Below are 24272 nucleotides of genomic sequence, written 5' to 3' on the forward strand. Positions count from 1 at the left end.
CGCGTTGTAGAGCTTGCCCGGCTCGATTATAGCCTCGCCGACGATCGCCGCTAACCGGCAGGGAGCGCGAGGATAAGACGATGGCGAAGGTCACGATCGAGGACGGCTACAGGCCCTCCGACGACGAGCCCTTCATGAATGAGCGGCAGCGCGAGTATTTCCGGCGCAAGCTGCTCAATTGGAAGAGCGAGATCCTGCGCGAGGCGCAGGGGACTCTCACCGCGCTTCAAAGCGAGAACGAGAATCATCCGGATATCGCCGACCGCGCCTCCTCGGAGACGGATCGGGCGATCGAGTTGCGGGCCCGCGACCGCCAGCGCAAGCTGACGAGCAAGATCGATGCGGCCCTGTCCCGGCTGGAGGATGGCTCCTACGGCTTCTGCGAGGAGACCGGCGAGCCGATCTCGCTCAAGCGACTCGATGCGCGGCCGATCGCGACTCTGTCGCTGGAAGCGCAGGAACGCCACGAGCGCCGCGAGCGCGTCTATCGCGACGACTGACCCGGCGCGCTCCGGCGTTCCTCAGCGCTGTCCCGCCTCAGGTGCCGCGCAGGCTTGCTGATGCGGTTCCCGTTTGGATCAAGCGGAAACCGTATCACCCCACCGATCGACCGCGGTGCGACCCTGCACGGGGATAGCAGTACGGCGCGGGCCGATATCAGCATTCGCGCTCGCCCGGCCCGATAGGCGGATGCAGGTCGCCCTCCCCTGCCCGCACGGAGCCGACCCGCATCAGTAATGCGGTGGTGGCGGCTCCGGTGCGCCGCTGGCGCTCCGGAAGGCGCTGTCCTCGACTTGCTCCTGCAACCGGCCGAGCTGCCGGGTGAGCCGGTCGATCACCTTCCACTGCGCGGTGATGGCCGCGTTCAGATCCTCGATCACGGTCTCCTGCTCGGTCAGCCGAATTTCGAGACGTGCAAGGCGATCGGTGTCGGGCGGAAGTTCGCTCATCGCCCAATCATGCCTGGAGCGGCCGCTGCCTGACAACTGGCTCTGACGAAAGGGGTGGATGAACCCCGTCCCGTTCACCATCGGATGCGAGCATGAGCGTTATGCTCCCTCGGAATGGCTATCAGATGAGGGCCGGACTCATACGGTCTGAGATCGCGCCGTCGAATTCTATCTCATGTTGGTGTTGGCATCTTGTTCGTGTGCCGACATGACTGTCGTGTATAGATTTTGTCGATGATCGGGCTGGCATTGGCCGAATTTGCCCGAAGTCGATCCCCTTCGATCTCAAGAAAAGTATGATCGGACCAACCGTAAATCCCAGTGGCTTGTGTTCGCATTTGAGCGCTCGATCCGCCAAATAGCCCGCTGAATTTTTGGAAAAATCGAAGAAATCTCGATGTTTTCCCTTCAGGGTCATGAGGCCAGTGTTGCGCAACGATGACACATGGCACCATGATCGAGCGTCCAGCCTCCAACATTCATACGGTGTTTCTCCCTGCGCTCTGTTGGAGCCGGCGGCAGCCCGACTTCTACGCGGTGACGCAGGATCTTTCGCGGGACGGAATCACTTTCCGCTCGGCTTCCGATCCGGCGATCGATGAGCCGCTCACCTGCAGCATCCGCTACATCGGGCAGATCGAGGCCCGCGTCGTCAGCAGCGGTGACAACCTGTTCGTCGTCCGCCTCATGGCATCCCGGCAGCGGGCGGCCGAGGTTGCCCGCACCATGCTGGCGCTGGCCCGCGAGCAGGGGCGGACCTTCGAGGCGGAGCGGGCGCATCCGCGGATCAACCCGGCGCGCAAGGACGTGCTCGTGACCCTCGACGACGGTCGCGTCCTGCCGGGTCGGCTCATCAACATCTCGGCGTCCGGCGCGGCACTGGCGCTCGATCACACGCTCGCGCGCGGGGCGCGCATCACCATCGGCGGCACGGCCGCGCAGGTGGTGCGCATCTTCCGCGACGGCATCGGCGCCGCCTTCGTCTTTCCCTTCGATCCGGGGCAGGTTCATGCCGGGATCCGACTCTGACGGTGCAGCCTCTCCCCTCGCATCCCGGCCGCGGAAGGACTAAGTGCCGGGCGTGCCCTGCCCGATGACGCGGCCGAAAGCCTGCCCGTGACCGACTACATCAAGAAGATCCTCTCCGCCCGCGTCTACGACGTGGCGATCGAGAGCCCCCTCGATCCGATGCCCCGCCTGACGAAACGGCTTGGCCGCCCCGTGCTGCTCAAGCGCGAGGATCTCCAGCCGGTCTTCTCGTTCAAGCTGCGCGGCGCCTACAACAAGATGGCGTCGCTGCCGAAGGAGCGGCTCGAGAGCGGCGTGATCTGCGCCTCGGCCGGTAATCACGCGCAGGGCGTGGCGCTGGCCGCGGCCAAGCTCGGCGTGCGGGCGGTGATCGTGATGCCGCGCACGACGCCTGCGATCAAGGTCGATGCCTGCCGGGCGCGGGGCGCCGAGGTGGTGCTGCACGGCGACGCCTTCGACGAGGCTCTGGCGGAGGCTCGGCGCCTCGAAGCCCAGTGGGGCCTGACCTTCCTGCACCCGTTCGACGATCCCGAAGTGATCGCCGGACAGGGTACGATCGGCATGGAGATCCTGCATCAGCATACCGGGCCGATCGAGGCGATCTTCGTGCCGATCGGCGGCGGTGGGTTGGCCGCCGGTATCGCCACCTTCGTGAAGTACCTGCGGCCCGAGACGAAGGTGATCGGCGTCGAGCCGGACGACGCTGCCACCATGTCCGAGGCGATCCGGGCGGGCGACCGGGTGATTCTGCCGAGCGTCGGCCTGTTCGCCGACGGCGTCGCGGTGCGGCAGGCCGGCGAGGAAACCTTCCGCCTCTGCCGCGAGCATCTCGACGCAGTCATCACCGTCGATACCGACGCGATGTGTGCCGCCGTCAAGGACATCTTCGACGACACCCGCGCGATCTCCGAGCCGTCGGGAGCGCTGAGTCTGGCCGGGGCCAAGGCCTGGTCTGCACGGAACCCCGGCGCCGGGCCGCTGGTGGCGATCTCGTCGGGCGCAAACCTCAACTTCGACCGTCTGCGCCATATCGCCGAGCGGGCGGAGATCGGCGAGGAGCGTGAGGTGCTGCTCGGCGTCACCATCCCCGAGCGGCCCGGCGCCTACCGCGCCTTCATCGGGGCGCTCGGCCCCCGCGCGATCACCGAATTCAACTACCGCTACGCGCAAGGCAGTGACGCGCGCATCTTCGTCGGCATCAACCTGCCCGGGGGCAAGTCCGAGAAGCGCGACCTGATCGCCGCCCTGGAAAGTGCCGGCTACCGTGTCGCCGACATGAGCGATAACGAGATGGCCAAGGTCCATGTCCGCTACATGGTGGGCGGGCGCGCCCAGGGGCTTGCCGACGAGCGGCTCTACCGCTTCCAGTTCCCCGAGCGGCCGGGCGCGCTGATGAAGTTCCTCGAAGCACTCGGCGACGGCTTCAACATCAGCCTGTTCCATTACCGCAATCACGGCGCCGATTACGGCCGTGTGCTCGCCGGGATCGAGGTGCCGGCGGTGGAGCGCGCCCGTTTCGACGCCGCCCTCGAAGCGCTCGCCTATCCCTATGTCGACGAAACCGACAACCCGGCCTACCGGCTGTTCCTCGACAATGGCATCGGCGCGGCCGGCCACTGACGCACCGTCCCGCCGGGCGAGGGCCGGCGGCGACCGATACGCCGGAGAGGACCGGTCACGCCGTGGCGGGTGCGGGCTGGCTGCGGAACAGGGCCGTGCAGCCGGCATCCCGGTGCATGCTCAGGATCGAGGCACGGTCGATCTCGGGATGCTCGGCGAGAACGCGGCGCACATCCTCCACGACCTTGTCGTAGCGGTGGGCGTCGAAGTTCTTCTCCAGTGGACTGACGGCGATATAGGCCTCGACTACGAGCACCCGTTCGGTGCGCTCCTTGGTGACATCGACGGCGATCCAGGCCGATTTGACCAAGCGGTTGGCGGCGAGCATGGGACGACCCTCCGATGCCGCCGCGTTGTCCGGCGGCTTTCGAAGACGAGCATGTACCGCGCCGAAGAGCTTGCCAAGGGATTCCCAGGTCGAGGGTAGCGTAAATCCTCACGGATCCTGCGGAAACCGTCCCGGAACCGGTGCGGAAACCATCCCGGTCCTCGGCCGGCTTCGACATGAGCGTCGCACGCCGACCGTGATTGCAAGACATCCGCGCTGCGGTGGCCTGATTGTGCACTGGGGCTCCGTGCGAGGGAATCGAGCGCGTGCCCCATGGAATCGGCGCTTCCCCTGACCTCTCCCGTCACATCAAGAGTCGGAGACGATCCGCAGGCCGCCGTATCCGTTCGGCCGGGACGGCGGCGCGTAGCTTCCCGTGCCGTCCTCCGCGTCGGCTGTGGCCGATCCCTTCTTGCGCCCCTTCATCAGCGTCGGGCGTGCGATCCACCGCACCACCTTGTCGCCGTCGTATCGCCCGGTCCGCCGCTCGTCCCTGCGCAGGACCCAACGCGGATGAACCGCCCCATTCCTCATCATGACTCGTCCCCCTCGGGGGGGCACCGCGCCGCAGCCGGCGCCCCCTTGGCGCGCCCCGGTCTCACTGCGGCCCGTTCCCCTCGGGACGTAGCAGGCAACGATTTCGGGACAATTGCATCCTCCAAATTAGGGATATCCGGCATCATTTGCACTTAAGTAGCCGCAGGCATCTCTAATGACATTTCTGAGCTTCGCAGCGCATGACGGCCCGCCCGTCACCGCATCCGACCCGGCGTGCACTCAACGCAACATTTGACGCAACATGCTCGCAAACAGCCAAGGCTAACCCGCTTCTTGCGAAACGTGAGATGTCGTGAGGGGAAAGATGCCGAAGATCGTCGTCGCCGCCTGGGCCGCCTCGATCATTCGGATCGTATACTGCCTTGTTCCATGCCTCCCGGCACTCGGCGCTGTACGGCAGGCTCGCTCCGAGGATGGCGGTTCCGTCGGCAGGCGGGGCCCGGTCCGGAGCACGACGCGCCCGCCGGATGCGCCACGAGGCCTCGTGCCGTTCCCGCTGGCCCACCGTCGTTCTGTCCTGCACGGCGTGACGCGGCCATGACCCTGTTCGTGATCCTGCTCGCCTGCAACCTCGCCCTCGGTCTGATCTTCTCGCTGATCGCCGCATCGGTGGAGTAAACCTGATCGGCGGCATCGGGGCTTCCACGGCGCGCTCGACCGGCATGCTTGACCTTGGTGCCGGCTTGCGCGCACGAGATCCTATGCTGACGCTTGTTCGCCTGATGGCATGGATCGTGGCCATCGGCCTCGTCGCCGTGACGCTTTCGCCGCTCGAGGCGCGTCCGGTCCTGGCTTCGCCGACCCTGGAGCGGGCCGGCGCCTACGCGCTGTTCGGCTTCCTGCTCGTGCTCTCCTATCCGCGACGTTGGGGATGGGCGCTCGTTGCGGCCGTCGCGCTCGCCGGGGGGCTTGAGGCGGCACAGGGCCTGACCGTGAGCCGGCATGGCCGGCTCGTCGATTTTCTGGTGAAGGGCGGCGCGGCGGTGGCCGGAGGGCTCGCGGCGCAGGGGATGCATCTCCTGCTAGCCCGCCGCGCGGCGCGATAGAGCATCGTCCCGAAAGGTGGTCCCCGGCTTTCGGAAAAAGACGATGCAAAATTAGAAGGCTAAAGCATCGTCCCGAAAGGTGGTCTCCGGCTTTCGGGCTGTTGCTCCGCGGACGGATCGAACGACGGCCGGGTCAATCGTAGAGGGCCAGGGCGCCGACGCCGACATGGCGAAGGCCTTGGCGGCGGGCCTCTTCCGGTGCGTAGACGTTGCGGAGATCGACAAGGACCGGGGCGCGCATCAGGCTCTTCAGTCGGGCGAGATCCAGCGCCCGGAACGCGTTCCACTCGGTCACGATCACCAGCGCGTCCGCCCCTTCCGCGCAGGCATAGGCGTCCTCGGCGTAAGCGACGCCCTGCAGCAGAGACCGGGCCTGCTCCATCCCCTCCGGATCGTAGGCGACGATCTGCGCGCCCGCATCCTGCAACCCGGCGATGATCGACAGCGAGGGCGCGTCGCGCATGTCGTCGGTGTTCGGCTTGAACGTCAGACCCAGGAGCGCCACCCGCTTGCCCCGGACGCTGCCGCCGCAGGCCGCGATCACCTTGCGCGCCATCGCCCGCTTCCGCTGATCGTTGACCGCCACCACCGTTTCGACGATCCGAACCGGCGTGCCGTAATCTTGCGCCGTCTTCACCAGCGCCAGCGTGTCCTTCGGGAAGCACGAGCCGCCATAGCCCGGCCCGGCATGCAGGAACTTGGAGCCGATGCGGTTGTCGAGGCCGATGCCGCGGGCGACCTCCTGCACGTTGGCGCCGACCTGCTCGCACAGATCCGCGATCTCGTTGATGAAGGTGATCTTCGTGGCCAGGAACGCGTTGGCGGCGTACTTGGTCAGCTCGGCCGTCCGCCGCCCGGTGAGCAGGATCGGCGCGGCGTTGAGGTAGAGCGGGCGGTAGACCTCCTGCATCACGGCGGCCACTCGGTTGTCCTCGGCGCCGATGACGATGCGGTCGGGCCGCTTGAAGTCGTCGATCGCCGCGCCCTCGCGCAGGAATTCGGGGTTGGAGGCCACGCCGACGTCGAGGTCGGGCCGGGCCTCGCGAATGATGCGCTCGACCTCGTCGCCGGTGCCGACGGGGACGGTCGATTTGGTGACGACCACGGCGTAGCCGGTCAGCGCCTCGGCGATCTCGCGGGCCGCGGCGGTGACGTAGGAGAGGTCGGCAAAGCCGTCGCCGCGGCGGGACGGGGTGCCGACCGCGATGAACACGGCCTGGGCGCTCGCCACGGCGGGTCTGAGGTCGGTGGAGAAGGTGAGGCGTTTGGCGCGGACGTTCTCGGCGACGAGGGTGTCGAGGCCGGGCTCGTAGATCGGCATGCGGCCCTCGTTGAGGGCGGCGATCTTGCCGGGATCCTTGTCGATGCAGACGACCTCGTGGCCGAAATCGGCGAGGCAGGCGCCCGACACGAGGCCGACATAGCCCGAGCCAATCATCGCGATGCGCATCGGTGGTCCGTCTCCCTGAAGCGGCGGATCCTGATCCTCGAGAACTGTCGAGGAGACCGCCCGTCACGAGGGTCGGCATATTTTCCGGTGCGGGCAATTCGCTCAGCGTGGCCGGTGTGGGCGCATCCGGGGAAGGTAAGAGCCCGAAAGGCTGTGATCCGTTTTCGGGAACAAGGGCGGAGCGATGCGCCATCCAGTGCCTCGTCCCCGCAGGCGCCGGCCCGCAAGGGCTCTATGGGTCCCCGTAATAGTCGAGATACCACCTCACGAAGGCGGGGATGCCGGTCTCCAGCGGCGTCTCGGGCAAGCGGCCGACGAGGTCGCGCAGCAAGTCGGGGCTCGCATGGGTGCGGATCACGTCGCCGGGCGGCAGCGGCTTCAGCACGCGCTCGGCTTTGCGCCCGAGGGCCGTCTCCAGGGCGCCGATCATGGCATCGAGCCGGACCGGACGGCCGCCGCCGATATTGACCAGACGATAGGGCGCGACCGTGCTCAGGGTGTCGGCGGCCGAGACCGGGCCACCCGCGGACGGCATCGGCGGCGGGCACTCCGCCAGCGCGACGATCGCGTCGATGAGATCGTCGATGAAGGTGAAATCGCGCTCCGCCGCCCCCTCGCCGAACACCTCGATCGGCTCGCCCGCCAGGATCTTCCGGGTGAACAGGAACAGGGCCATGTCCGGCCGCCCCCACGGTCCGTAGACCGTAAAGAAGCGGAACGCGGTCGTCGGCACACTGAACAGGTGGGCGTAGGAATGCGCCATCGCCTCGTTGGCGAGTTTCGAGGCGGCATAGAGGGTGAGCGGCGAGACCGCACGGTCGGTCTCGCGGAACGGGACGCTCGCATTGCCGCCATAGGCCGAACTGGTCGAGGCGACGAGCAGGTGCTTGACGGGGTGCGCGCGCACCGCCTCCAGCAGGTTGGCGAAGCCGACGAGGTTCGCCTCGACATAGGCGCCGGGGTCGATGAGGCTGTAGCGAACGCCCGCCTGTGCCGCGAGATGGAAGACGAGGTTCGGCTTGACCCGCGCCATCACGTCGAGGAGCGCGCCGGGCGTCTCGAGCCGCGCCTCGACCGCCTCGAAGCCGGGATATCGGGCGAGATCCGCGTGCCGGGCTCGCTTCAGACCGACATCGTAATAGGGCGAGAGGCCGTCGAACCCCGTCACGCCGAAGCCCGCCGCCAGCAAGCGGCGGCTCAGCGCGTGGCCGATGAAGCCGGCCGAGCCCGTGACGAGAGCATGCATGCGGGGCCCGGTGCGCCGTCTTCCAAAGGATTCGTGCCTTTCACTCAATGCCCGCTGCGCCGCCGTGCCAAGAGGAGACACGATCGGTGACGGGGATTTTCATGAGGCACTCCGCAGCGGGATAGCTTCCGCCCGTCCGCGTCGCAAGGAACGCGATGACCCGTCGTGCGGTGGGTCGCCGGCGGGGTTGGGAACGTTGTGTCTCAACGTTGATTATCGTTTTCACAGGGTTTTTCAGGCAAGTGGCCGCCTGCCTTTCACCCGGTGAACAGGGTAACCCTGCTTCCAGCGCGCAGCTGTCGCGCCGGCTTAGGGGTTGTTTATCGGGAAATCAGGTATACTTACGCCAGACTATCAGCCGACCTTCGTCTTGCGCCCGCTCGCGACGTCGGTCCCGCACTCCGCCGGGACTGACCGTCGTCGTACGGATCATGTGAGACGCATGGGCCGGCCGAAACATCCGTCCAGGCCCAGGGCGCTGTGCCGCCCCTCGCTTGGGTCCAGCGAGTTCGAACACCGAGTGTCCGCACGATGAACCAGCTTTTCCGCCTGCCGCAAGTCGGTGAGGCCGATGCGATTGCCGAACCCTCCGCCGATCTTCGTGTCCCCTTCGCGCAATCCGGTACCTTCGTCTGCAAGTTCATCATCGGTGAGCCGAGTGACCAGGCCGTGTGCTGCGGGGCTCCGGTCGCCGATGGTAAGAGCTGGTGCGCCTATCACCGCCGCATCGTGTTCGAGCCGGCTCGCCCCGGCCGCGCTCGCTGAAGCGCGCCTCACGTCTTCAAGACCAAGGCTCCGCCTCGTCGAAGGGTGGGGCCGACCACCTTATTCCTCACCGAATTGGTCGAACGGAGATGGGTGGTTGATCACGAAGCCGGTCGGCACGCCCGGTCCGCGCCAGCGCATGACGAGGTGGCCGTCTCCCCGCATCCCGACGGTCCGGTAAGCCGGTCCGCCCTCTGGAGGCAGACCGAGATCGCGCGGTCTGCTCCCGGCGGCCCCGAAGCGGCGCTGTTCGTAATAGACATAGGCCGGGGCGTCGGGCGCGATGGACCCGTAGACCGGACTCGGGCGGCGTCCCGTGACCCTCGTCGTCCGCGGTGGCGGCGTCATGCGGGCCACGATACGCCTGCTCGGTGGACGCTCCGCTTTCCGCGACACCTCCACTGCTACCTGTCGTATCGGCCTGGCGCGGCTCGTGGCTGTCCGGATCCGTTCCCGCCGGATCTTGGCCGTGCGTCGCATTGGGCGCGCCTCGGGGCGGGCCGAGACCCTGGGCTCGTCGATTTTCGCAGGGGTCGCGGCCGGTTTCGCCGCGGCGTTCATCGCCGGCGTATCCACCTTGGCCGGTGGATCGGTCCATTGACCGGCAGGCTTGTCCTGGGCGCCCGAGGGGGATGCCGTCAGCATCGTGCCGAGCACGAGGAGAAGGGTCGGAAAGCGGATGCCGCGCGACATGGAAAATCCTCTCGGGGTCGGAGAAGGACAACGCCGGCCTTAGGCTTTCACGCCGGTTGCACAGGCACCCGCCGCGGAAGCGTTCGTAAGAATAGGGGCACCCCTGCGCGGCGTCCATAGATCCATGTATCAAACCGCGCAGCGCATTCGCCTCTTTCGCCCCCCTGATCGTCGGCAAGCCGGTTTCTCCTCGCCGTCTCAACCTCTAATTCTGCCGCTCGATGCAGCCGGAGCGGTAACGGGTCCGGTCTCACCTTCGAAGATCTCGGGAGTCGGCATGGCAGCGGATGGCACGGCGGCGCGGCGCCTCTGGATACGCGATCCCCTGGCGATTCTGGCGGAGGGAGCCGGCGGGGGCGTGGTCGTCGAGGGCAGCCGCATCGCCGAACGGGTTCCGGCCGGCGGGCAGCCCTCCGCGCCGGTGGACGAGACGTTCGAGGCCGGGCGGCACGTCGTCATCCCCGGCCTCGTCAACACGCATCACCACTTCTTCCAGACGCTGACACGCGCCCATCCGGCGGCAATCAACAAGCCGCTGTTTCCCTGGCTTCAGGCGCTCTACGGCATCTGGGGACGGCTGACGCCGGAGGCGTTCCGGCTTGCCACGCGGCTCGCCTACACCGAGTTGCTGCTGTCCGGCTGCACCACGGCGGGCGACCATCACTACCTGTTCCCGCAAGGGCTGGAGAACGCCGTCGACATCCAGGTCGAGGAGGCGCGCCGCCTCGGCATCCGCGCCGTCGTCACCCGCGGCTCGATGAGCCTGTCGCAGGAAGAGGGCGGCCTTCCGCCCAAGGCGCTGGTGCAGGACGACGACACGATCCTCGCCGACAGCGAGCGGGTGCTGCGCCTGTTCCACGATCCCGCGCCCGGTGCGATGGTGCGGATCGGGCTCGCCCCCTGCTCACCCTTTGCCGTCACCAAGCGGCTGATGCGCGAGAGCGCCGTGCTGGCCGAGCGCTACGATTGCCCGCTCCACACTCATCTCGGCGAGACCCGTGACGAGAACGCCTTCTGCCTGGAGGCGTTCGGGCAGCGACCGGTGGACTATCTTGAAGAGGTCGGCTGGATGACCTCGCGGGCCTGGCTCGCCCACGGCATCCATTTCAACGATGACGAGGTGAGGCGCCTCGGCGCGGCGGGCGTCGGCGTGTGCCATTGCCCGACCTCGAACATGGTGCTGGCCTCGGGCCAGTGCCGGACCTGCGAGTTGGAGGCGGCGGGCTCGCCCGTCGGCCTCGGCGTCGACGGCTCGGCCTCCAACGACAGTTCGAACCTGATGGAGGGCGTGCGCCACGCCCTGATGATCAACCGCCTGACCTACGGCGCCGAGGCGGTGACCCATCTCGATGCCTTGCGCTGGGCGACAGAGGGCTCGGCCCGCTGCCTCGGGCGCGACGACATCGGCCGGATCGAGCCCGGCCGGGAGGCGGATCTGGCCCTGTTCACCCTGGACGAACTGCGCTTCTCCGGCGCCCACGATCCGCTCGCGGCGCTCGTGCTGTGCGGCGCCCACCGGGCCGACCGGGTCATGGTCGCGGGCGCGTGGCGGGTGATCGACGGGCAGCCGCTCGGCCTCGAGACCGGACGCCTGCGCGAGGATCATTCGCGGCTCGCCCGGTCCCTGTTCGGCGACGATCAGCTTCCACGATAGGTCTGGTCGCGCCAAGGGCTGGCCACGAGGGGCACCACGTCGAGGAAAGCGGGCTTCGGCAGGGTGAGCCCGGCGTAAAAAATTCTCGCCGATGTCGGGGTGGAGGTCCTGCGTCGCGACCGGCTCCGATCCATTCCCAACGATCTCGACGGCTTCGGTCGTGACGCCCGCCGCCGGCCGGCGACCGTCAAGCACGACAGTCCGATCAAGCAGGTGCCATTCGGCCTCGTGCGTCCGGGTAGGGTATTTCGCCCACCGGCGAACTGCAGGCGCAGATCGGGGCGATGGTCGGCTGAAAGGGGTGATCGCGGCCACCCTGGTGATTCTCAACGGAATGCCGCTCGGGTAATCCCGTCAGCAACGCGCTCCGTGTCCGCCCACACATAATGGGAAAGGATCATGCCACATGCCAAGGGATCAGGCAGCCTTTCCATTTTTCTATTAAGTAACTGAAAAATATACATCATATTTTGCGTTGCGCTCTCGCTCGTTGGTCGAAGACTCCGCGGGGTTCTTCCAGTGCCCATATCGTGTGCATGTTGTGGCTATTTGTCGGACACGGCTGCACAAATTCTGTGAGCATCCTGCTTCTGTCGTGCTTAACTCCCTGACCGAAACACCTCGTTCGGGAGACAACAAAATGTCCGTACGCATCTTCTCCGCCGCACTCATCGCGCTCACTGTCTCGGCGGGTGGCGCCTTCGCTGGCGACCGGGGCCGGATGGCCGGGGCGCAGCAGCCGGAAACGACCGGCAGCGTGCCCCGCTCGGCCGAGGGGCTGAACCTGTTCGGCGTTCCGGATCGCGATCCCGGTTTGGTCGCGTCGCAGCGTCCGGCCCGCAGCACCTTCAACGCCAACACCGCCCGCGCGCGCCACTACGAGCGCTGAGCGTCTGTTACGCGGCGTTGCTTCGGGAGGCCCGTCCGCTCCTGGCCGAGCGGCCGGGCGCAAGCTCGGTCTCGAAGCACGCGCGAGCCGTCGATCCCCGGCACCTTTAGACTGCGGGAGACGTCGCGGCGAGCTTCAAGGACGCTGGTGCTGCGCCTCGATCGAGGGCCGTTGCGAGATAAGCCTGCTCCGCGCTCAGAGACGCGGCCTGCTTTCCGCCCGTCTAAGGATTATCAATCGTCCTTGGAATCCGGGCGCGGCAGCACGCGGTAGTGCCGCCCGGCATAAAGCAGGCTGGCGCCGCCGCCGGTCCCGGTGAGCGCTTCGACTTCGCAGATCAGCACGTCATGCGTGCCGACCTCGTGGCGATCGACGATCCGGCAATCAAAGGCGACGAGGGCATCCGGCAGCACCGGAGCCCCGGTTCGCAGCGTGCGCCAGACCGTCCCATCGAAGCGCGCGCCCTGGCGCACCCGGCCGGCGAAATCGGCGGCGAGGCTCTCGTGGGCTGCCGTGAGCGTGTTGATGCACAACACGCCGTTGTGCCGGAAGGCGGGATAGGCGGACGAGCCGCGGTTGAGGCAGACCAGCAGTGTTGGCGGTCCGTCGCTGACGCTGCACACCGACGTCGCCGTGAGACCCATCCGGCCGCCGGGCCCGTCCGTGGTCACCAGATGCACCGCGCTCGCGATCTGAGCCATCGCTTCGCGGTAGGCCGAGGCAGACACGGCTTCGGAGTTGGATGAAGTCATGACGGTCGCCTCTCGGGGCCGGATGAGGTCCCGATCGTTGAGCAGGACGTCGCAAGGCTCGGTTGAACGCCCTTGAAACGATGACGCGGTGGGCGTTCCGGCCGCTCCGGTCAAGAGGAAGAGCAACTCTCTGATAGCCGGAAATGGTCGACGCTGCCTGCTCCCTGCGCGTTCGATGCCGAAGATCGGTGCGGGATGGAACCGGACCGGTGGTGCCCGCCACCTTGCGGACCGGGGCTCCGGTGGCCGATGAAGCCGGCACCCGCTTCGCCGGAGGCCGTCCGATCCCTGCCGAACCGCTCCGCCCCGCCCTGTCCCGCCAGCGCTCGCAGGGCGCGGTGGATCTGCGCGTCGCCCCGGCCGGAACGGCCGCGGACGCGCCGACGCGGATCGTCGATCTCGCCGAGAGCGGCCCCTTGCGCCTGCGCTGTCCCCGCCAGGGCGCCGAGCGGATGCTGGAGGGGGTGCTGGTCAACACCGGCGGCGGCGTTGCCTGCGGCGATGTGTTCGCGGTGTCGGTGACGGTCGAACCGGGCGCGGCCTGCGTGCTGACCACGACCGCAGCGGAGAAGATCTACCGCTCGGACGGCCCCTGTGCCGAGATCGTCAACCGGGTCAGCGTCGGCGCGGGCGGGCGGCTCGATTGGCTGCCGCAGGAGACGATCCTGTTCCACCGTGCCCGGCTGGTGCGCCGCTTCGAGGCGGATCTTGCACCCGACGCGTCGCTGCTTGTCGCCGAGATCGCTGTACTTGGCCGTGCCGCCCGTGGCGAGACCCTGGGAGAGGCCCTGTTCGAGGATCGCTGGCGCATCCGCCGCGACGGCCGCCTCGTCTACGCCGACAGCCTGCGCCTCGACGGAGCGGTCACGGCTCTCATGGGCCGCCGGGCGATCGGCGGCGGGGCCCGCGCACTGGCGACGATCCTCGACCTGTCGCCGCGTGCGGAGGGCCGGCTCGACGAGGCCCGCGCCCTCCTCGACGCCCTGCCGGCGCAGGTCGAGGCCGGGGCGAGCGCCTGGAACGGCCATCTCGCCGTGCGGATGCTGGCCCCCACCGTCGCACCCTTGCGCGACGGCGCCGCCCGCTTCCTCGCCGCATGGCGCGGGCAGCCGATGCCGCGCGTGTGGCAGACCTGACCAGCTTGACCTTCCTGACCAGCTTGACCTCAGGCCGAGCATGATCCTTGCTCGGCGGACCTTCAGGCCCGGCCGACTCTCAACCCAGGACGCACGCCTTGCTCCTCACGCCCCGCGAGAAAGACAAGCTCCTCGTCGCCATGGCCGCCCAGGTCGCCCGCAACCGGCTGGCGCGGGGGGTGAAACTCAACCATCCGGAGGCGATCGCCCTCATCACCGACTTCGTGGTGGAGGGCGCCCGCGACGGGCGCTCCGTCGCCGAGCTGATGCAGGCCGGCGCCCGCGTCCTCGATGCCTCCCAGGTGATGGAGGGGGTGCCGGAGATGATCCACGACATCCAGGTCGAGGCGACCTTCCCAGACGGTACCAAGCTCGTGACCGTCCACCACCCGATCCGCGGCGCACCCTCGGCGGACGTGCCGGGCACGGTGACGACGCTTCCCGGCGAGATCGTCTTCAACGCAGGCGCGCCGCGCACGGTGATCGAGGTCGCCAATACCGGGGACCGCCCGATCCAGGTCGGTTCGCACTACCATTTCTTCGAGGCCAATCCCGGTCTCGTGTTCGACCGCGACAAGGCCCGCGGCCAGCGCCTCGACATCGCCCCGGGCACGGCGGTGCGCTTCGAGCCGGGCTCGACCCGCGAGGTGGCGCTGGTGCCGCTCTCGGGCGACCGGAAGGTCTACGGCTTCCGCGGCGACGTGATGGGGCCGCTGTGACCGGGCTCGGTCCGACTTACCGGGAGGACGTGGCGCTCGTGTCCCGGGCGGCCGATTTCGCAGCCCGCCGGCATGCGGACCAGCAGAGGAAGGGCGCCGCCCGCGAGCCCTACCTCAACCATCTGGCGGAGGTCGCGTGCCTTCTCGCCGAGACAATGGGGGAACCCGATGCCGCCCTCGTGGCCGCCGGCTGGCTCCATGACACGCTCGAGGACACGCAGACCGACCGCGAGGAGTTGGATCGGCTGTTTGGCCCGCGCGTGGCCGCCCTCGTCGCGGAGGTGACGGACGACAAGGCTCTCCCCAAAGCGGAGCGCAAGCGCCGACAGGTCGAGGGGGCGCCGCATAAGTCGGCGGGTGCCAAGGCGATCAAGGTCGCCGACAAGACCAGCAATCTCCGCTCCCTGACGGCGAGCCCGCCGGAAGGCTGGGAGCGGCAGCGGATCGCCGACTACATCGCCTGGGCGGAAGAAGTCGTGGCGGGCTGCCGCGGCACCAACGCCGCCCTGGAAGATCGCTTCGACCGCACCGTCGCCGAGGCGAGAAGGACTCTTTAGAAATGGCCGACACCCGCAAGCCCGCCGCCCTCCCCCGCGCGGCCTATGCCGCCATGTTCGGGCCGACCACCGGCGACCGTATTCGCTTGGCCGACACCAGCCTCGAGATCGAGGTCGAGCGCGATCTCACGACCTACGGCGAGGAGGTGAAGTTCGGCGGCGGCAAGGTGATCCGCGACGGGATGGGCCAGTCGCAGGCGACAAACGCCGAAGGCGCCGTCGATACCGTCATCACCAACGCGGTCGTGCTCGACCATTGGGGTATCGTGAAATGCGATGTCGGCATCGTCCGTGGTCGTATCTTCAAGCTCGGAAAGGCCGGCAACCCGGACGTTCAGGCGAATGTCGACATCGTCGTCGGCCCCGGTACCGAGGTGATCGCCGGCGAGGGCAAGATCCTCACGGCGGGCGGCTTCGACAGCCACATCCACTTCATCTGCCCGCAGCAGATCGAGGAGGCGCTCTGCTCCGGCGTCACGACGATGCTGGGTGGCGGCACCGGGCCGGCACACGGCACCTTCGCCACCACCTGCACGCCCGGCCCCTGGCACATCGCCCGGATGATCGAGGCGGCGGATGCCTTCCCGATGAACCTCGCCTTTGCGGGCAAGGGCAATGCCTCGGTGCCCGGCGCGCTGGAGGAAATGATCCGGGCCGGCGCCTGCGCGATGAAGCTGCATGAGGATTGGGGCACGACGCCCGCCGCAATCGACAACTGCCTCTCGGTGGCCGACGCGTTCGACGTGCAGGTCATGATCCACACCGACACGCTCAACGAGTCGGGCTTCGTCGAGGACACGATCGCCGCCTTCAAGGGCCGCACCATCCACGCCTTCCACACCGAAGGCGCGGGCGGCGGCCACGCGCCGGACATCATGCGGGTGGCCGGCTTGGCGAATGTGCTCCCGTCGTCGACGAACCCGACGCGGCCCTTCACGAAGAACACCATCGACGAGCATCTCGACATGCTGATGGTGTGCCACCACCTCGACCCGTCGATTCCCGAAGACCTCGCCTTCGCCGAGAGCCGCATCCGCAAGGAGACCATCGCGGCCGAGGACATCCTGCACGATATCGGCGCGCTCTCGATGATGTCGTCCGACAGTCAGGCCATGGGCCGGGTCGGCGAGGTCGTGATCCGCACATGGCAGACGGCGGACAAGATGAAGCGCCAGCGCGGCGCTCTGCCCGGAGATGCCTCGGGCAACGACAATTTGCGCGCCCGACGCTACGTGGCGAAATACACGATCAACCCGGCCATCGCGCATGGCGTGTCGCGGCACATCGGCTCGGTGGAGCCGGGCAAGCTCGCCGACCTCGTGCTGTGGACGCCCGCCTTCTTCGGGGTGAAGCCGGACCTCGTGCTCAAGGGCGGTATGATCGCCACCGCGCCGATGGGCGACCCCAACGCCTCGATCCCGACGCCGCAGCCGGTGCATTACCGCCCGATGTTCGGCGCCTACGGCCGCGCGCCTTTTGCCACCGCGCTCACCTTCGTCTCGCGGGCAGCGCTCGAGGACGGCGTGAAGGAGCGGCTGCGCGTTTCCAAGGAGCTGGTGGCGGTGGAGAACGTCCGCGGCGGGATCTCGAAGAAGAGCATGATCCTCAACGACGCGACCCCCACTATCGAGATCGACCCCGAGACCTACGACGTGCGCGCCGACGGTGAATTGCTGGTCTGCGAGCCGGCGGAGGTTCTGCCGATGGCGCAGCGCTACTTCCTGTTCTGAACCATGATCCGCGCCACCCGCGTCATCCGCCGCGACCGTCTCGGTTCCGGCGAGATCGTCGACCGCATCGTGCTCGATTCGAACGACCGGCACCGCCGCCGCATGGTGATGCGGGGCGTCGGCGGCACCGCGTTCCTGCTCGACCTCGCCGAGGCCACCGTGCTCGATGACGGCGACGCCCTCGCGCTGGAGGATGGGCGGCTCGTCTGGGTCGAGGCGGCGCCCGAGGCGCTGCTGGAGATCCGCGCGCCCTCCCCGCATGCCCTCAAGCGGCTGATCTGGCATATCGGCAACCGGCACATCCCCGCCGAGATCGGCGAGGACGCGGTCTGGATCGGCCACGACCACGTGCTCGCCGAAATGGTGCGGGGTTTGGGCGGGAGCGCCGAGCCGGTGACCCGTCCGTTCCGGCCCGAGGGTGGCGCCTATGCCGGCGGGCATGGGCATGACCACGGTCACGGGCATTCGCACGGGCACCCGCACACCCATGATTGACGCCCTGCGGCTGATGGCGTGGCTCTCGCCGACCTATCCGGTCGGTGCCTTCGCCTATTCGCACGGGCTCGAATGGGCAGTGGAGTGCGGCGACGTGCGGGACGCCGCCACCCTCGCCGACTGGCTCGCCGACGTGCTGGAGCGGGGCGCGGGGCGCAACGACATGATCCTCTGCGCCGCCGCGCATCGCGCTACTGAGGCCGGAGACGAAGCGGGGTTGGCCGAGATCAACGACCTCGCCCTCGCGCTCGCCCCCTCCCGCGAACTCCACTTGGAAACGAGCCAGCAGGGGCGCAGCTTCCTGGATGCGACCCTGCGGGCCTGGCCCTGCCCCGCCCTCTCGACGGTCGCCGAGCGGCTCGACGTCAAGGTCGCCTACCCCGTCGCCGTCGGCGCGGCGGCGGGCGCGCACGGCGTCGTGCGGGAGGCGACGGTGGCGGCCTACGGCCTCGCCTTCGTCCAGAACCTCGTCTCGGCGGCGCTGCGGGTGGCGCCCGTCGGCCAGAGCGCGGGCACGACGATTCTCGCCGCGCTCACCCCCCGCATCGCCGGAATGGCCGCGTCGCTGCAGGGGGCCGGGCTCGACGCGCTCGGCAGCGCGACCCTGCGGCTCGATCTTGGTTCCTTCCGGCACGAGACGCAGTATTCCCGCATCTTCCGCTCCTGAGGATTTTTTGGAAGCCATGGCATCCGTGAACGGACCCCTGCGCGTCGGCATCGGCGGACCCGTCGGCTCCGGCAAGACCGCGCTGATGGAGCAGCTGTGCCGCCGCTTCCGCGACACCTACGAGATCTGCGCGATCACCAACGACATCTACACCAAGGAGGATGCGCGGATCCTCACGGTGGCCGGGGCGCTGCCCGAGGAGCGCATCCTCGGCGTCGAGACCGGGGGCTGCCCGCACACGGCGATCCGCGAGGATGCCTCGATCAACCTCGCGGCGGTGGCCGAGATGCGCCGCCGCTTCCCGAAGCTCGACCTCGTGCTGATCGAATCCGGCGGCGACAACCTCGCGGCGACCTTCTCGCCGGAGCTGGCCGATCTCACCCTTTACGTCATCGACGTGGCGGGCGGCGAGAAGATCCCGCGCAAGGGCGGCCCCGGGATCACCCGCTCGGACTTGCTCATCGTCAACAAGACCGACCTCGCCCCGCTCGTCGGCGCCGACCTCTCGGTGATGGAGGCCGACACCCAGCGGATGCGCGGCGCGCGGCCCTACGTGTTCGCCTCCCTGCGCGACGGGCACGGGGCGGATACGGTGGCCCGTTTCATCGTAGAGGCCGGCGGGTTGGGGTGACGTCGGTTCGCGAGACCTGATCGGGTGAGTGCATCCCCTCTCCCCGCACGCGGGGAGAGGGGGACCCGGCTGCACCCGTTTACTTCACGACGCGGCCGAGCGGCGGAAGGCGTCGCGCTCTTCCAGCGCTTCGATCAGGTCGAGCACCCGCACGACCTGCCCCGACACGTTCCACCACGGCGGCAGGCGGCGCGCGGCCGGGACCGGATGGTGCGTCACGGCCTCCACGAGGAAGGCGGTCTCGGGCAGAGGCGGCGCCGGCAGGCCCCGTCGGTTGCCCGCGGGCAGGAGGGCGGCGGCCAGCAGCCCGGCCTTGCGCGCACCGGTGACGCGGGCGCGCTGGGTGACCGAATCGAGCCCGTTCGCCTCCACGGCGCGGCCGATCTCCGCGTAGATCAGGCCGGCCGCGCGGATCGCCGGGCGGCAGCTCAAGGGGAGCGCGGCGATGCCGGGCTCGGCGCGCGCATAGAGTTCGTCGGCCGCGGCCAGCAGATCGGCCACCACCCGCTGCAGGCAGGGGCCGAGCTGGGGATTGGCGAGAAACGCGTTCGCATCGATACCCGCCGCGTCGAGCCATGCGCGCGGCAGGTAGAGGCGCCCGGCGCGGGCATCCTCGCCGACGTCGCGGGCGATGTTGGTGAATTGCATGGCCACGCCGAGATCGCAGGCGCGGGCGAGCGCCGGGCCGTCGCGCACGCCCATCACCAGCGTCATCATCGCCCCGACCGCGCCCGCGACCCGGGCGGCGTAGGCGGCCAGCTCCGGCAGGGTGTCGTAGCGCCGGCCTTGCGTGTCCCAGGCCAGTCCTTCGAGCAGCGCCCGCGGCAGGGCGTCCGGGATTGCGTGGCGGGCGAGCACATCGGCGAGCGCCCGGTCGGCCGGGTGGTTGTGGGGCCGGCCGGCACAAGCCGCGGTCAGCCGCCGCTCCAGGCGGGCGAGGGCTGCGGCACGGTTGCCGCCCGACTCGTCCACCGCGTCGTCGGAGAGACGGCAGAAGGCGTAGAGGCCGTAGGCCGAGACCCGCACCGAGGGCGGCAACAGCAGCGAGGCCGCGAAGAAGCTCTTGGAGCCGGCGCGGATCGCGGCCCGGCAGGCGGAGAGGTCGGCCGCGCTGGCGGTGGAGGGATCAGGCACGAACACGGGCATCCGGCACCACGGAATCGAGAACACGGGCCGAGGACAGCACACCCGGCAGACCGGCGCCGGGATGCGTCCCCGCGCCGACGAGGAAGAGGTTCGCCACGTCTTCCGAGCGGTTGTGCGGACGGAACCAAGCCGATTGCGTCAGCACCGGCTCCAGTCCGAACCCGGAGCCGCGGAAGCTCAGGAAGTCTTGGGAAAAGTCCTGCGGCGTCGTCACCCGCGAGGTGACGAGGGCGTCGGAGAGGCCCGGCAGCACCGAGCCTTCGAGGAAGCGGGCGATCCGCTGGCGGTAAGGCTCGGCAAGCTGCGCCCAATCCTGGCCGCCTTCGAGGTTCGGCACCGGCGCCAGCACGTAGAACGCGTCGTGCCCCGGCGGGGCGAGCAGCGGGTCGGTCGCGGTCGGGCGGTGAAGGTAGAGGCTGAAATCCTCCGCCAAGTGCTTGGCGTCGAAGATGTCCTGCAGCAGGCCGCGATAGCGTGGGCCCATCAGGATCATGTGGTGATCGACCTCCGGGTATTTCTTCCGGGTGCCGAAGTACCAGACGAACAGCCCCATGGAGGACGAGGCACGCGCCAGACGCCGCTTGCTCCAGCGCCGGGTCCGGCCGCCGAGCAGCGTGCCGTAGGTGAAGGCGGAATCGGCGTTCGAGACGACGATGTCGGCGGGGATGGTCTCTCCGCCCGCCATCACGACGCCGGTCGCCCGCGCGCCCTCGACGCGGATGCGAGCAACATCCTCACCGCAGCGGATGCTGCCGCCCTGCCCCCGGATCAAGCCGCAGAGCCCGTCCACCAGCCGCCCGGTGCCGCCCATGGCGAAGTGGACACCCCATTGCCGCTCCAGATGGGCGATCAGGCAGTAGATCCCGCTGGCGCGGAACGGGTTGCCGCCGATGAGCAGGGGATGGAAGCTGAAGATGGTGCGCAGCCGCTCGTCGCGGATGAAGCGGGACACCACGTCGTAGACGCTGCGGTGACCCGAGAGGCGCAGGAGGTCCGGCGCGATCCGCAGCATCGAGCCGAGACTGCCGAACGGGACGTGGCCGAGTTCCTCGAAGCCCATCCGGCAAACGGCCTCGCTATGGGCCATGAACCGCTCGTAGCCGGCCACGTCTTCGGCCGAGAAGCGGGCGACCTCGGCCCGCATCGCCGCGCGGTCGCCGCTATAGGCGAAGCTCTGCCCGTCCTCGAAGCGGATGCGGTAGAACGGCTGCATCGGCACGAGGGTCACGTCCTCGTGCATGTCCCGCCCGCACAGCCGCCACAGCTCCTCGAACAGGAACGGCGCGGTGACGATGGTCGGCCCTGCATCGAAGGTGAAGCCGTCCTGACGGTGGACGCGGGCGCGGCCGCCCGGTTGGTCGAGCCGCTCCAGAACGGTGACGCGATAGCCGCGGGCGCCGAGCCGAACCGCCGCCGCCAGCCCGCCGAAGCCGGCCCCGATCACGATCGCATGCGGCCGGGCATTGGGGCCGGACGCGACAATCGGTTTGTCGGCGAGTGTCAACATAGGTTGACACTATGGCTGGGATTTTCGTCAGCGCAAGAGGCGTCTCAGGGGACTGCGGCGCGAATGGCCTCCGCTTCCGCCAGAATGATCTCCGCCACCCGCTCCGGCGCCTCCTCGTGGGCAAGGTGGCCGAGCCCGCGCAACAGCTCGACGCGGGCGTTCCGCAGCCGCTCGCGCAATGCGAAGGAATCGTCCGGCTTGATCGCCTTGTCGTCCCCGCCGACGATCAGCAGGGTGCGGGTCTCAATCCGCGGCAGGTCGCGGGCGAGCGCCGGAAGATCCCAGTTCGCCATCATGCCAAGCGCACCCGAGACATGGCCGGGCCGGGTGAACAGCCGCCGGTAGAGGTCGAGCCCCTGCGGGTCGAGGCGCGAGCCGGTGCCGTCGATCAGCCGGCGCACCGCCGCCCGGTCGGCGCTCCAGGCGAAGATTTTGGGGGTCACGGGGTTCAGGAACAGCATCCGGGCGATGCCGGGGAAGAGGAAGCTGGCGACGCCCGGAAACGGCGTCAGCGCGCCGTTGAGCGCCACCAGCAGGTCGGGGGCGATGCGCCGGTCGAGGCACATCCGCGCGAGAATCGCCGCACCCGCCGAATGGCCGATGGCGAGCCGTGGGGTCGAACCGAGAGCGGTGACGAGGTCTCCGACCGCCTCGGCCATGCCCGGCAGGGAGAGCCGGCGGGGGGGAAGCGGATCGGTGAAGCCGTGGCCCGGCAGATCGGGCGCCACGACGCGAAAGCCGCCCTGCGCCAGGAGCGGCGCCAGCCCGCGCCACGAATGGGTCGCGGCGCCGGTGCCGTGTAGGAGCAGCAGGCCGGGTGCGTCGGGATCGCCGAATTCCTGCACGTGCCAGCGCAGGCCCGCGGCCTCCACGAAGCGGCTCGCCGCCCGGTGCGGCCAATCGCGGCCGTCGCGCTCCCAATCCGGCCGGTCGTCGTTCAAGGGCAAGGGCAAAGCGGGCCTCAGGCTGTGGCGGCGCGCACCGCCGCGCTGACGCTGCCCGCATCGGCATGGGGCAGCGGACAGTAACGCCCCTGCGCCGCCTCGGCGAGGCCGCGTGCCCCGTCGGGCCGAGCGCCGGTGTCGATCACGAGGATGGGAAGCGCCTGCACCCGAAGCACGCGGGCGGCGGCCAAAGCCTCCTCGCCGGCCAGCGCCCGGCCGCCGAGGCCGGAGCGGGCGACATTGGCGCGCCCGTCGGTGAGCAGGACGATGACCGGGCTGCCGCCCGCGCGCCGGATGCCGAGGGCCAGGGCGGCGGCGGTGTCGAGCCCGGCGGCGAGCGGCGTGCCGCCTCCGCCGGGCAGACCCGCGAGAACGCGCTTGGCCCTGACCAGGGAGCGCGTCGGCGGCAGCACGGTCTCGGCCCGCGCGCCGCGGAAGGCGACAAGGGCGATGCGGTCGCGCCGGACATAGGCCTCGGCGAGCAGGAGTTCGACGGCGCCCTTGGCCTCCGCCAGCCGTTCGAGCGCCGCCGAGCCGGAGGCATCGACGCAGAAGATCGTCGTCGTCTCGCTGCGCCGCTTCAGCCGTCGAATCCGGAAATCCTCCGGGGTGACGAGGACGCGGCACGGATCGGCTTCGCCCCGGCGCAGACGCTGCCACGGGGCTGCGGCGCGCAGGGTCGCGATCAGGTCGAGCCGTCCCCGGCGCGGATCACCGGGACGGCTTCCGACCGGGCGGCCCGTGAGCGGCGAGGCGGAGGCCGCCCCCATCCGTCCGGCTGCGCCCGTCCGCAGCGGCGGGCCGCCGGCAAGGAGCCGGGCGAGCAAGTCCTTCGGGAGGGCGGCGCGGACCGCGTCGAGCACCGTCTCGTCGGGTTCTCTTGGCGTTGCGTCCGCGCGCTCAGGCGCGTCCTCCGGCGTTCGGTCGGTGTCCTGCGGCGGCTCCGGCGGCGGTGGCTCCGGCGCCTCTTGCTCGGCCGGCGGCGGTGCGGGCAGGCGCGTCGCCCGCGGCGCCAGGACGAGGCGGGCGGCCTCGATCAGGTCGGCCTCGTTCGGTTCGTCGCGGCCGGCCTTCCCGGCGATGATCCGGGCGATCCGCAGGGCGAGAAGCGGCGCCCGCAGCGAGGCGATGCCGAAGGCTTCCGCAATGGCGCAGAGGGTGGCCGTCGCGTCGGGCGCGGGTTGGTTCGCTTCTTTAGCCGCTTCGCCGTTGGGATGGGCAGGGTCTACGTTCGCATCCCGCAGGCTCACGCCGGTGAGGTCGATGCGGAGTGCCAGCCGGTCGGCGAGCGACTCCGCGACGGTCTCTTCCTCTTGGCCCTCATCGAGCAGCACGAGGCCGAACCGGGCCGGGAGCCGCGCGGCGAGGCCGTCGCGTTCCAGCGCCAGCGTGCCGGTGTCGAGGGCGCCCGCGAGCCGGGCGACGGTGCCGCGCTCGAGGCGTTCGGCCATCGGCACCACGACGACCCCGCCATCGGCCTCCGCCAGCAGGCCGCGCTGGATCACCGGGCGGCCGGCGCGCAGGGTGGCGGGCAGGTCGAGGCCGCCGATCAAACGGTCGTCGGCGATGCCCGGCGGCATCCGCCGCACCGGGCCGGTGAGCAGGGCGCGGAGACCATCGAGCCAGAGGTCGCGCACCGGACCCGCCCCGGCCCGAACCACGATCCCGCCGAGGCCGTGCGGGTCGGCGGCGAACAGGGCGGCGGCGCGCAGCGCATCGGTCCAGGCCCCGGCCGGATCGTCGGGTTCCGGGGCCGTCAC

General features: G+C 69.4%; 25 protein-coding genes. 14 read left to right on the plus strand and 11 right to left on the minus strand.

What is annotated here, in order from left to right:
- Nucleotides 1-80: 80 nt before the first annotated feature.
- Complete coding sequence (dksA, locus tag J2W78_RS13795; protein WP_253371325.1) at nucleotides 81-500, plus strand: RNA polymerase-binding protein DksA; 420 nt, start codon at nucleotides 81-83, stop codon at nucleotides 498-500.
- A gap of 231 nt (nucleotides 501-731) precedes the next feature.
- Here the strand turns inward: dksA and J2W78_RS13800 are convergent, their stop codons facing one another.
- A complete protein-coding gene (locus J2W78_RS13800) occupies nucleotides 732-950 on the minus strand; it encodes a SlyX family protein (RefSeq protein ID WP_253371327.1) in 219 nt (72 codons plus the stop codon).
- Between the two features lie 453 nt (nucleotides 951-1403).
- Here J2W78_RS13800 and J2W78_RS13805 point away from each other — a divergent pair, with 453 nt between their 5' ends.
- Entirely contained in the window at nucleotides 1404-1979 is a 576-nt protein-coding gene (locus J2W78_RS13805) for a PilZ domain-containing protein (RefSeq protein ID WP_253371329.1), read from the plus strand.
- A gap of 87 nt (nucleotides 1980-2066) precedes the next feature.
- Nucleotides 2067-3599: a threonine ammonia-lyase, biosynthetic gene (ilvA, locus tag J2W78_RS13810; RefSeq protein ID WP_253371331.1), complete on the plus strand. Its 1533-nt coding sequence runs from the start codon at nucleotides 2067-2069 to the stop codon at nucleotides 3597-3599.
- Between the two features lie 55 nt (nucleotides 3600-3654).
- Here the strand turns inward: ilvA and J2W78_RS13815 are convergent, their stop codons facing one another.
- The gene (locus J2W78_RS13815; RefSeq protein WP_060770422.1) at nucleotides 3655-3927 is read right to left on the minus strand and encodes a hypothetical protein; all 273 of its coding nucleotides are present in this window, start codon (nucleotides 3925-3927) and stop codon (nucleotides 3655-3657) included.
- 309 nt (nucleotides 3928-4236) lie between these two features.
- Nucleotides 4237-4464: a hypothetical protein gene (locus J2W78_RS13820; protein WP_253371333.1), complete on the minus strand. Its 228-nt coding sequence runs from the start codon at nucleotides 4462-4464 to the stop codon at nucleotides 4237-4239.
- Nucleotides 4465-5186: 722 nt separating this feature from the next.
- Here J2W78_RS13820 and J2W78_RS13825 point away from each other — a divergent pair.
- A complete protein-coding gene (locus J2W78_RS13825; protein ID WP_253371334.1) occupies nucleotides 5187-5531 on the plus strand; it encodes a hypothetical protein in 345 nt (114 codons plus the stop codon).
- Between the two features lie 133 nt (nucleotides 5532-5664).
- Here J2W78_RS13825 and J2W78_RS13830 read toward each other — a convergent pair whose 3' ends face one another.
- Together J2W78_RS13830 and J2W78_RS13835 are read right to left on the minus strand one after the other, a co-directional pair.
- Nucleotides 5665-6981, minus strand: coding sequence for a UDP-glucose dehydrogenase family protein (locus J2W78_RS13830; RefSeq protein WP_253371336.1), 1317 nt, complete (start codon nucleotides 6979-6981; stop codon nucleotides 5665-5667).
- 232 nt (nucleotides 6982-7213) lie between these two features.
- Entirely contained in the window at nucleotides 7214-8227 is a 1014-nt protein-coding gene (locus tag J2W78_RS13835; protein ID WP_253371338.1) for an NAD-dependent epimerase/dehydratase family protein, read from the minus strand.
- A gap of 531 nt (nucleotides 8228-8758) precedes the next feature.
- Here J2W78_RS13835 and J2W78_RS13840 point away from each other — a divergent pair.
- On the plus strand, nucleotides 8759-8992 hold the full coding sequence (locus tag J2W78_RS13840; RefSeq protein WP_003600212.1) for a hypothetical protein: 234 nt from the start codon (nucleotides 8759-8761) through the stop codon (nucleotides 8990-8992).
- 60 nt (nucleotides 8993-9052) lie between these two features.
- Here J2W78_RS13840 and J2W78_RS13845 read toward each other — a convergent pair whose 3' ends face one another.
- Nucleotides 9053-9685, minus strand: coding sequence for a hypothetical protein (locus tag J2W78_RS13845; RefSeq protein ID WP_253371340.1), 633 nt, complete (start codon nucleotides 9683-9685; stop codon nucleotides 9053-9055).
- A gap of 277 nt (nucleotides 9686-9962) precedes the next feature.
- Here J2W78_RS13845 and J2W78_RS13850 point away from each other — a divergent pair, with 277 nt between their 5' ends.
- Complete coding sequence (locus J2W78_RS13850) at nucleotides 9963-11339, plus strand: 8-oxoguanine deaminase (RefSeq protein WP_253371342.1); 1377 nt, start codon at nucleotides 9963-9965, stop codon at nucleotides 11337-11339.
- Nucleotides 11340-11979: 640 nt separating this feature from the next.
- Nucleotides 11980-12228 (plus strand): hypothetical protein, encoded by a 249-nt coding sequence (locus tag J2W78_RS13855; protein WP_253371344.1) that lies wholly within the window; start codon nucleotides 11980-11982, stop codon nucleotides 12226-12228.
- 233 nt (nucleotides 12229-12461) lie between these two features.
- Here the strand turns inward: J2W78_RS13855 and J2W78_RS13860 are convergent, their stop codons facing one another.
- Entirely contained in the window at nucleotides 12462-12980 is a 519-nt protein-coding gene (locus J2W78_RS13860; protein ID WP_253371345.1) for a flavin reductase, read from the minus strand.
- Nucleotides 12981-13189: 209 nt separating this feature from the next.
- On the opposite strand from J2W78_RS13860, the gene J2W78_RS13865 reads away from it, so the two are divergent.
- The 7 genes from J2W78_RS13865 (at nucleotide 13190) to ureG (ending at nucleotide 18915) form a co-directional block, all read left to right on the plus strand.
- Nucleotides 13190-14116 (plus strand): urease accessory protein UreD, encoded by a 927-nt coding sequence (locus J2W78_RS13865; RefSeq protein WP_253374037.1) that lies wholly within the window; start codon nucleotides 13190-13192, stop codon nucleotides 14114-14116.
- Between the two features lie 98 nt (nucleotides 14117-14214).
- Nucleotides 14215-14835, plus strand: coding sequence for an urease subunit gamma (locus tag J2W78_RS13870; protein WP_003600223.1), 621 nt, complete (start codon nucleotides 14215-14217; stop codon nucleotides 14833-14835).
- On the plus strand, nucleotides 14832-15392 hold the full coding sequence (locus tag J2W78_RS13875) for an HD domain-containing protein (RefSeq protein WP_253371347.1): 561 nt from the start codon (nucleotides 14832-14834) through the stop codon (nucleotides 15390-15392). The genes J2W78_RS13870 and J2W78_RS13875 overlap by 4 nt, the downstream gene beginning before the upstream one ends.
- Nucleotides 15393-15394: 2 nt before the next feature.
- A complete protein-coding gene (ureC, locus tag J2W78_RS13880) occupies nucleotides 15395-17122 on the plus strand; it encodes an urease subunit alpha (RefSeq protein WP_253371349.1) in 1728 nt (575 codons plus the stop codon).
- Nucleotides 17123-17125: 3 nt separating this feature from the next.
- Nucleotides 17126-17617, plus strand: a complete 492-nt coding sequence (locus J2W78_RS13885) for an urease accessory protein UreE (protein ID WP_253371351.1) — start codon at nucleotides 17126-17128, stop codon at nucleotides 17615-17617.
- A complete protein-coding gene (locus tag J2W78_RS13890) occupies nucleotides 17550-18284 on the plus strand; it encodes an urease accessory protein UreF (RefSeq protein ID WP_437178546.1) in 735 nt (244 codons plus the stop codon). The genes J2W78_RS13885 and J2W78_RS13890 overlap by 68 nt, the downstream gene beginning before the upstream one ends.
- Nucleotides 18285-18300: 16 nt before the next feature.
- Nucleotides 18301-18915 carry an urease accessory protein UreG gene (gene ureG / locus J2W78_RS13895; RefSeq protein ID WP_253371354.1) on the plus strand — a complete coding sequence of 205 codons (615 nt, stop codon included), beginning with the start codon at nucleotides 18301-18303 and terminating at the stop codon, nucleotides 18913-18915.
- A gap of 84 nt (nucleotides 18916-18999) precedes the next feature.
- Here ureG and J2W78_RS13900 read toward each other — a convergent pair whose 3' ends face one another.
- The 4 genes from J2W78_RS13900 to J2W78_RS13915 are packed head-to-tail and all read right to left on the minus strand — an operon-like array spanning nucleotide 19000 to nucleotide 24272.
- The gene (locus J2W78_RS13900) at nucleotides 19000-20061 is read right to left on the minus strand and encodes a phytoene/squalene synthase family protein (protein WP_253371356.1); all 1062 of its coding nucleotides are present in this window, start codon (nucleotides 20059-20061) and stop codon (nucleotides 19000-19002) included.
- Nucleotides 20042-21568: a phytoene desaturase family protein gene (gene crtI, locus J2W78_RS13905; protein ID WP_253371358.1), complete on the minus strand. Its 1527-nt coding sequence runs from the start codon at nucleotides 21566-21568 to the stop codon at nucleotides 20042-20044. Before crtI ends, J2W78_RS13900 begins: the two co-directional genes overlap by 20 nt.
- Nucleotides 21569-21612: 44 nt before the next feature.
- Nucleotides 21613-22521: an alpha/beta fold hydrolase BchO gene (gene bchO / locus J2W78_RS13910; RefSeq protein WP_253371360.1), complete on the minus strand. Its 909-nt coding sequence runs from the start codon at nucleotides 22519-22521 to the stop codon at nucleotides 21613-21615.
- Nucleotides 22522-22529: 8 nt separating this feature from the next.
- Entirely contained in the window at nucleotides 22530-24272 is a 1743-nt protein-coding gene (locus tag J2W78_RS13915; RefSeq protein ID WP_253371362.1) for a magnesium chelatase subunit D, read from the minus strand.

Source organism: Methylorubrum extorquens (genome assembly GCF_024169925.1).
GTDB classification, from domain to species: domain Bacteria; phylum Pseudomonadota; class Alphaproteobacteria; order Rhizobiales; family Beijerinckiaceae; genus Methylobacterium; species Methylobacterium extorquens_A.

Excerpts from the sequence above, each read along its gene's own strand:
- J2W78_RS13890 (WP_437178546.1), top strand. The coding sequence starts at position 17,550 with ATGCCGGCGGGCATGGGCATGACCACGGTCACGGGCATTCGCACGGGC.
- J2W78_RS13840 (WP_003600212.1), top strand. The coding sequence starts at position 8,759 with ATGAACCAGCTTTTCCGCCTGCCGCAAGTCGGTGAGGCCGATGCGATT.
- J2W78_RS13835 (WP_253371338.1), bottom strand. The coding sequence starts at position 8,227 with ATGCATGCTCTCGTCACGGGCTCGGCCGGCTTCATCGGCCACGCGCTG.
- J2W78_RS13805 (WP_253371329.1), top strand. The coding sequence starts at position 1,404 with ATGATCGAGCGTCCAGCCTCCAACATTCATACGGTGTTTCTCCCTGCG.
- dksA (WP_253371325.1), top strand. The coding sequence starts at position 81 with ATGGCGAAGGTCACGATCGAGGACGGCTACAGGCCCTCCGACGACGAG.
- J2W78_RS13820 (WP_253371333.1), bottom strand. The coding sequence starts at position 4,464 with ATGATGAGGAATGGGGCGGTTCATCCGCGTTGGGTCCTGCGCAGGGAC.
- J2W78_RS13885 (WP_253371351.1), top strand. The coding sequence starts at position 17,126 with ATGATCCGCGCCACCCGCGTCATCCGCCGCGACCGTCTCGGTTCCGGC.
- J2W78_RS13845 (WP_253371340.1), bottom strand. The coding sequence starts at position 9,685 with ATGTCGCGCGGCATCCGCTTTCCGACCCTTCTCCTCGTGCTCGGCACG.
- J2W78_RS13800 (WP_253371327.1), bottom strand. The coding sequence starts at position 950 with ATGAGCGAACTTCCGCCCGACACCGATCGCCTTGCACGTCTCGAAATT.
- J2W78_RS13855 (WP_253371344.1), top strand. The coding sequence starts at position 11,980 with ATGTCCGTACGCATCTTCTCCGCCGCACTCATCGCGCTCACTGTCTCG.
- J2W78_RS13860 (WP_253371345.1), bottom strand. The coding sequence starts at position 12,980 with ATGACTTCATCCAACTCCGAAGCCGTGTCTGCCTCGGCCTACCGCGAA.
- ureG (WP_253371354.1), top strand. The coding sequence starts at position 18,301 with ATGGCATCCGTGAACGGACCCCTGCGCGTCGGCATCGGCGGACCCGTC.
- ureC (WP_253371349.1), top strand. The coding sequence starts at position 15,395 with ATGGCCGACACCCGCAAGCCCGCCGCCCTCCCCCGCGCGGCCTATGCC.
- crtI (WP_253371358.1), bottom strand. The coding sequence starts at position 21,568 with ATGTTGACACTCGCCGACAAACCGATTGTCGCGTCCGGCCCCAATGCC.
- J2W78_RS13830 (WP_253371336.1), bottom strand. The coding sequence starts at position 6,981 with ATGCGCATCGCGATGATTGGCTCGGGCTATGTCGGCCTCGTGTCGGGC.
- J2W78_RS13815 (WP_060770422.1), bottom strand. The coding sequence starts at position 3,927 with ATGCTCGCCGCCAACCGCTTGGTCAAATCGGCCTGGATCGCCGTCGAT.
- J2W78_RS13900 (WP_253371356.1), bottom strand. The coding sequence starts at position 20,061 with ATGCCCGTGTTCGTGCCTGATCCCTCCACCGCCAGCGCGGCCGACCTC.
- J2W78_RS13825 (WP_253371334.1), top strand. The coding sequence starts at position 5,187 with ATGCTGACGCTTGTTCGCCTGATGGCATGGATCGTGGCCATCGGCCTC.
- J2W78_RS13850 (WP_253371342.1), top strand. The coding sequence starts at position 9,963 with ATGGCAGCGGATGGCACGGCGGCGCGGCGCCTCTGGATACGCGATCCC.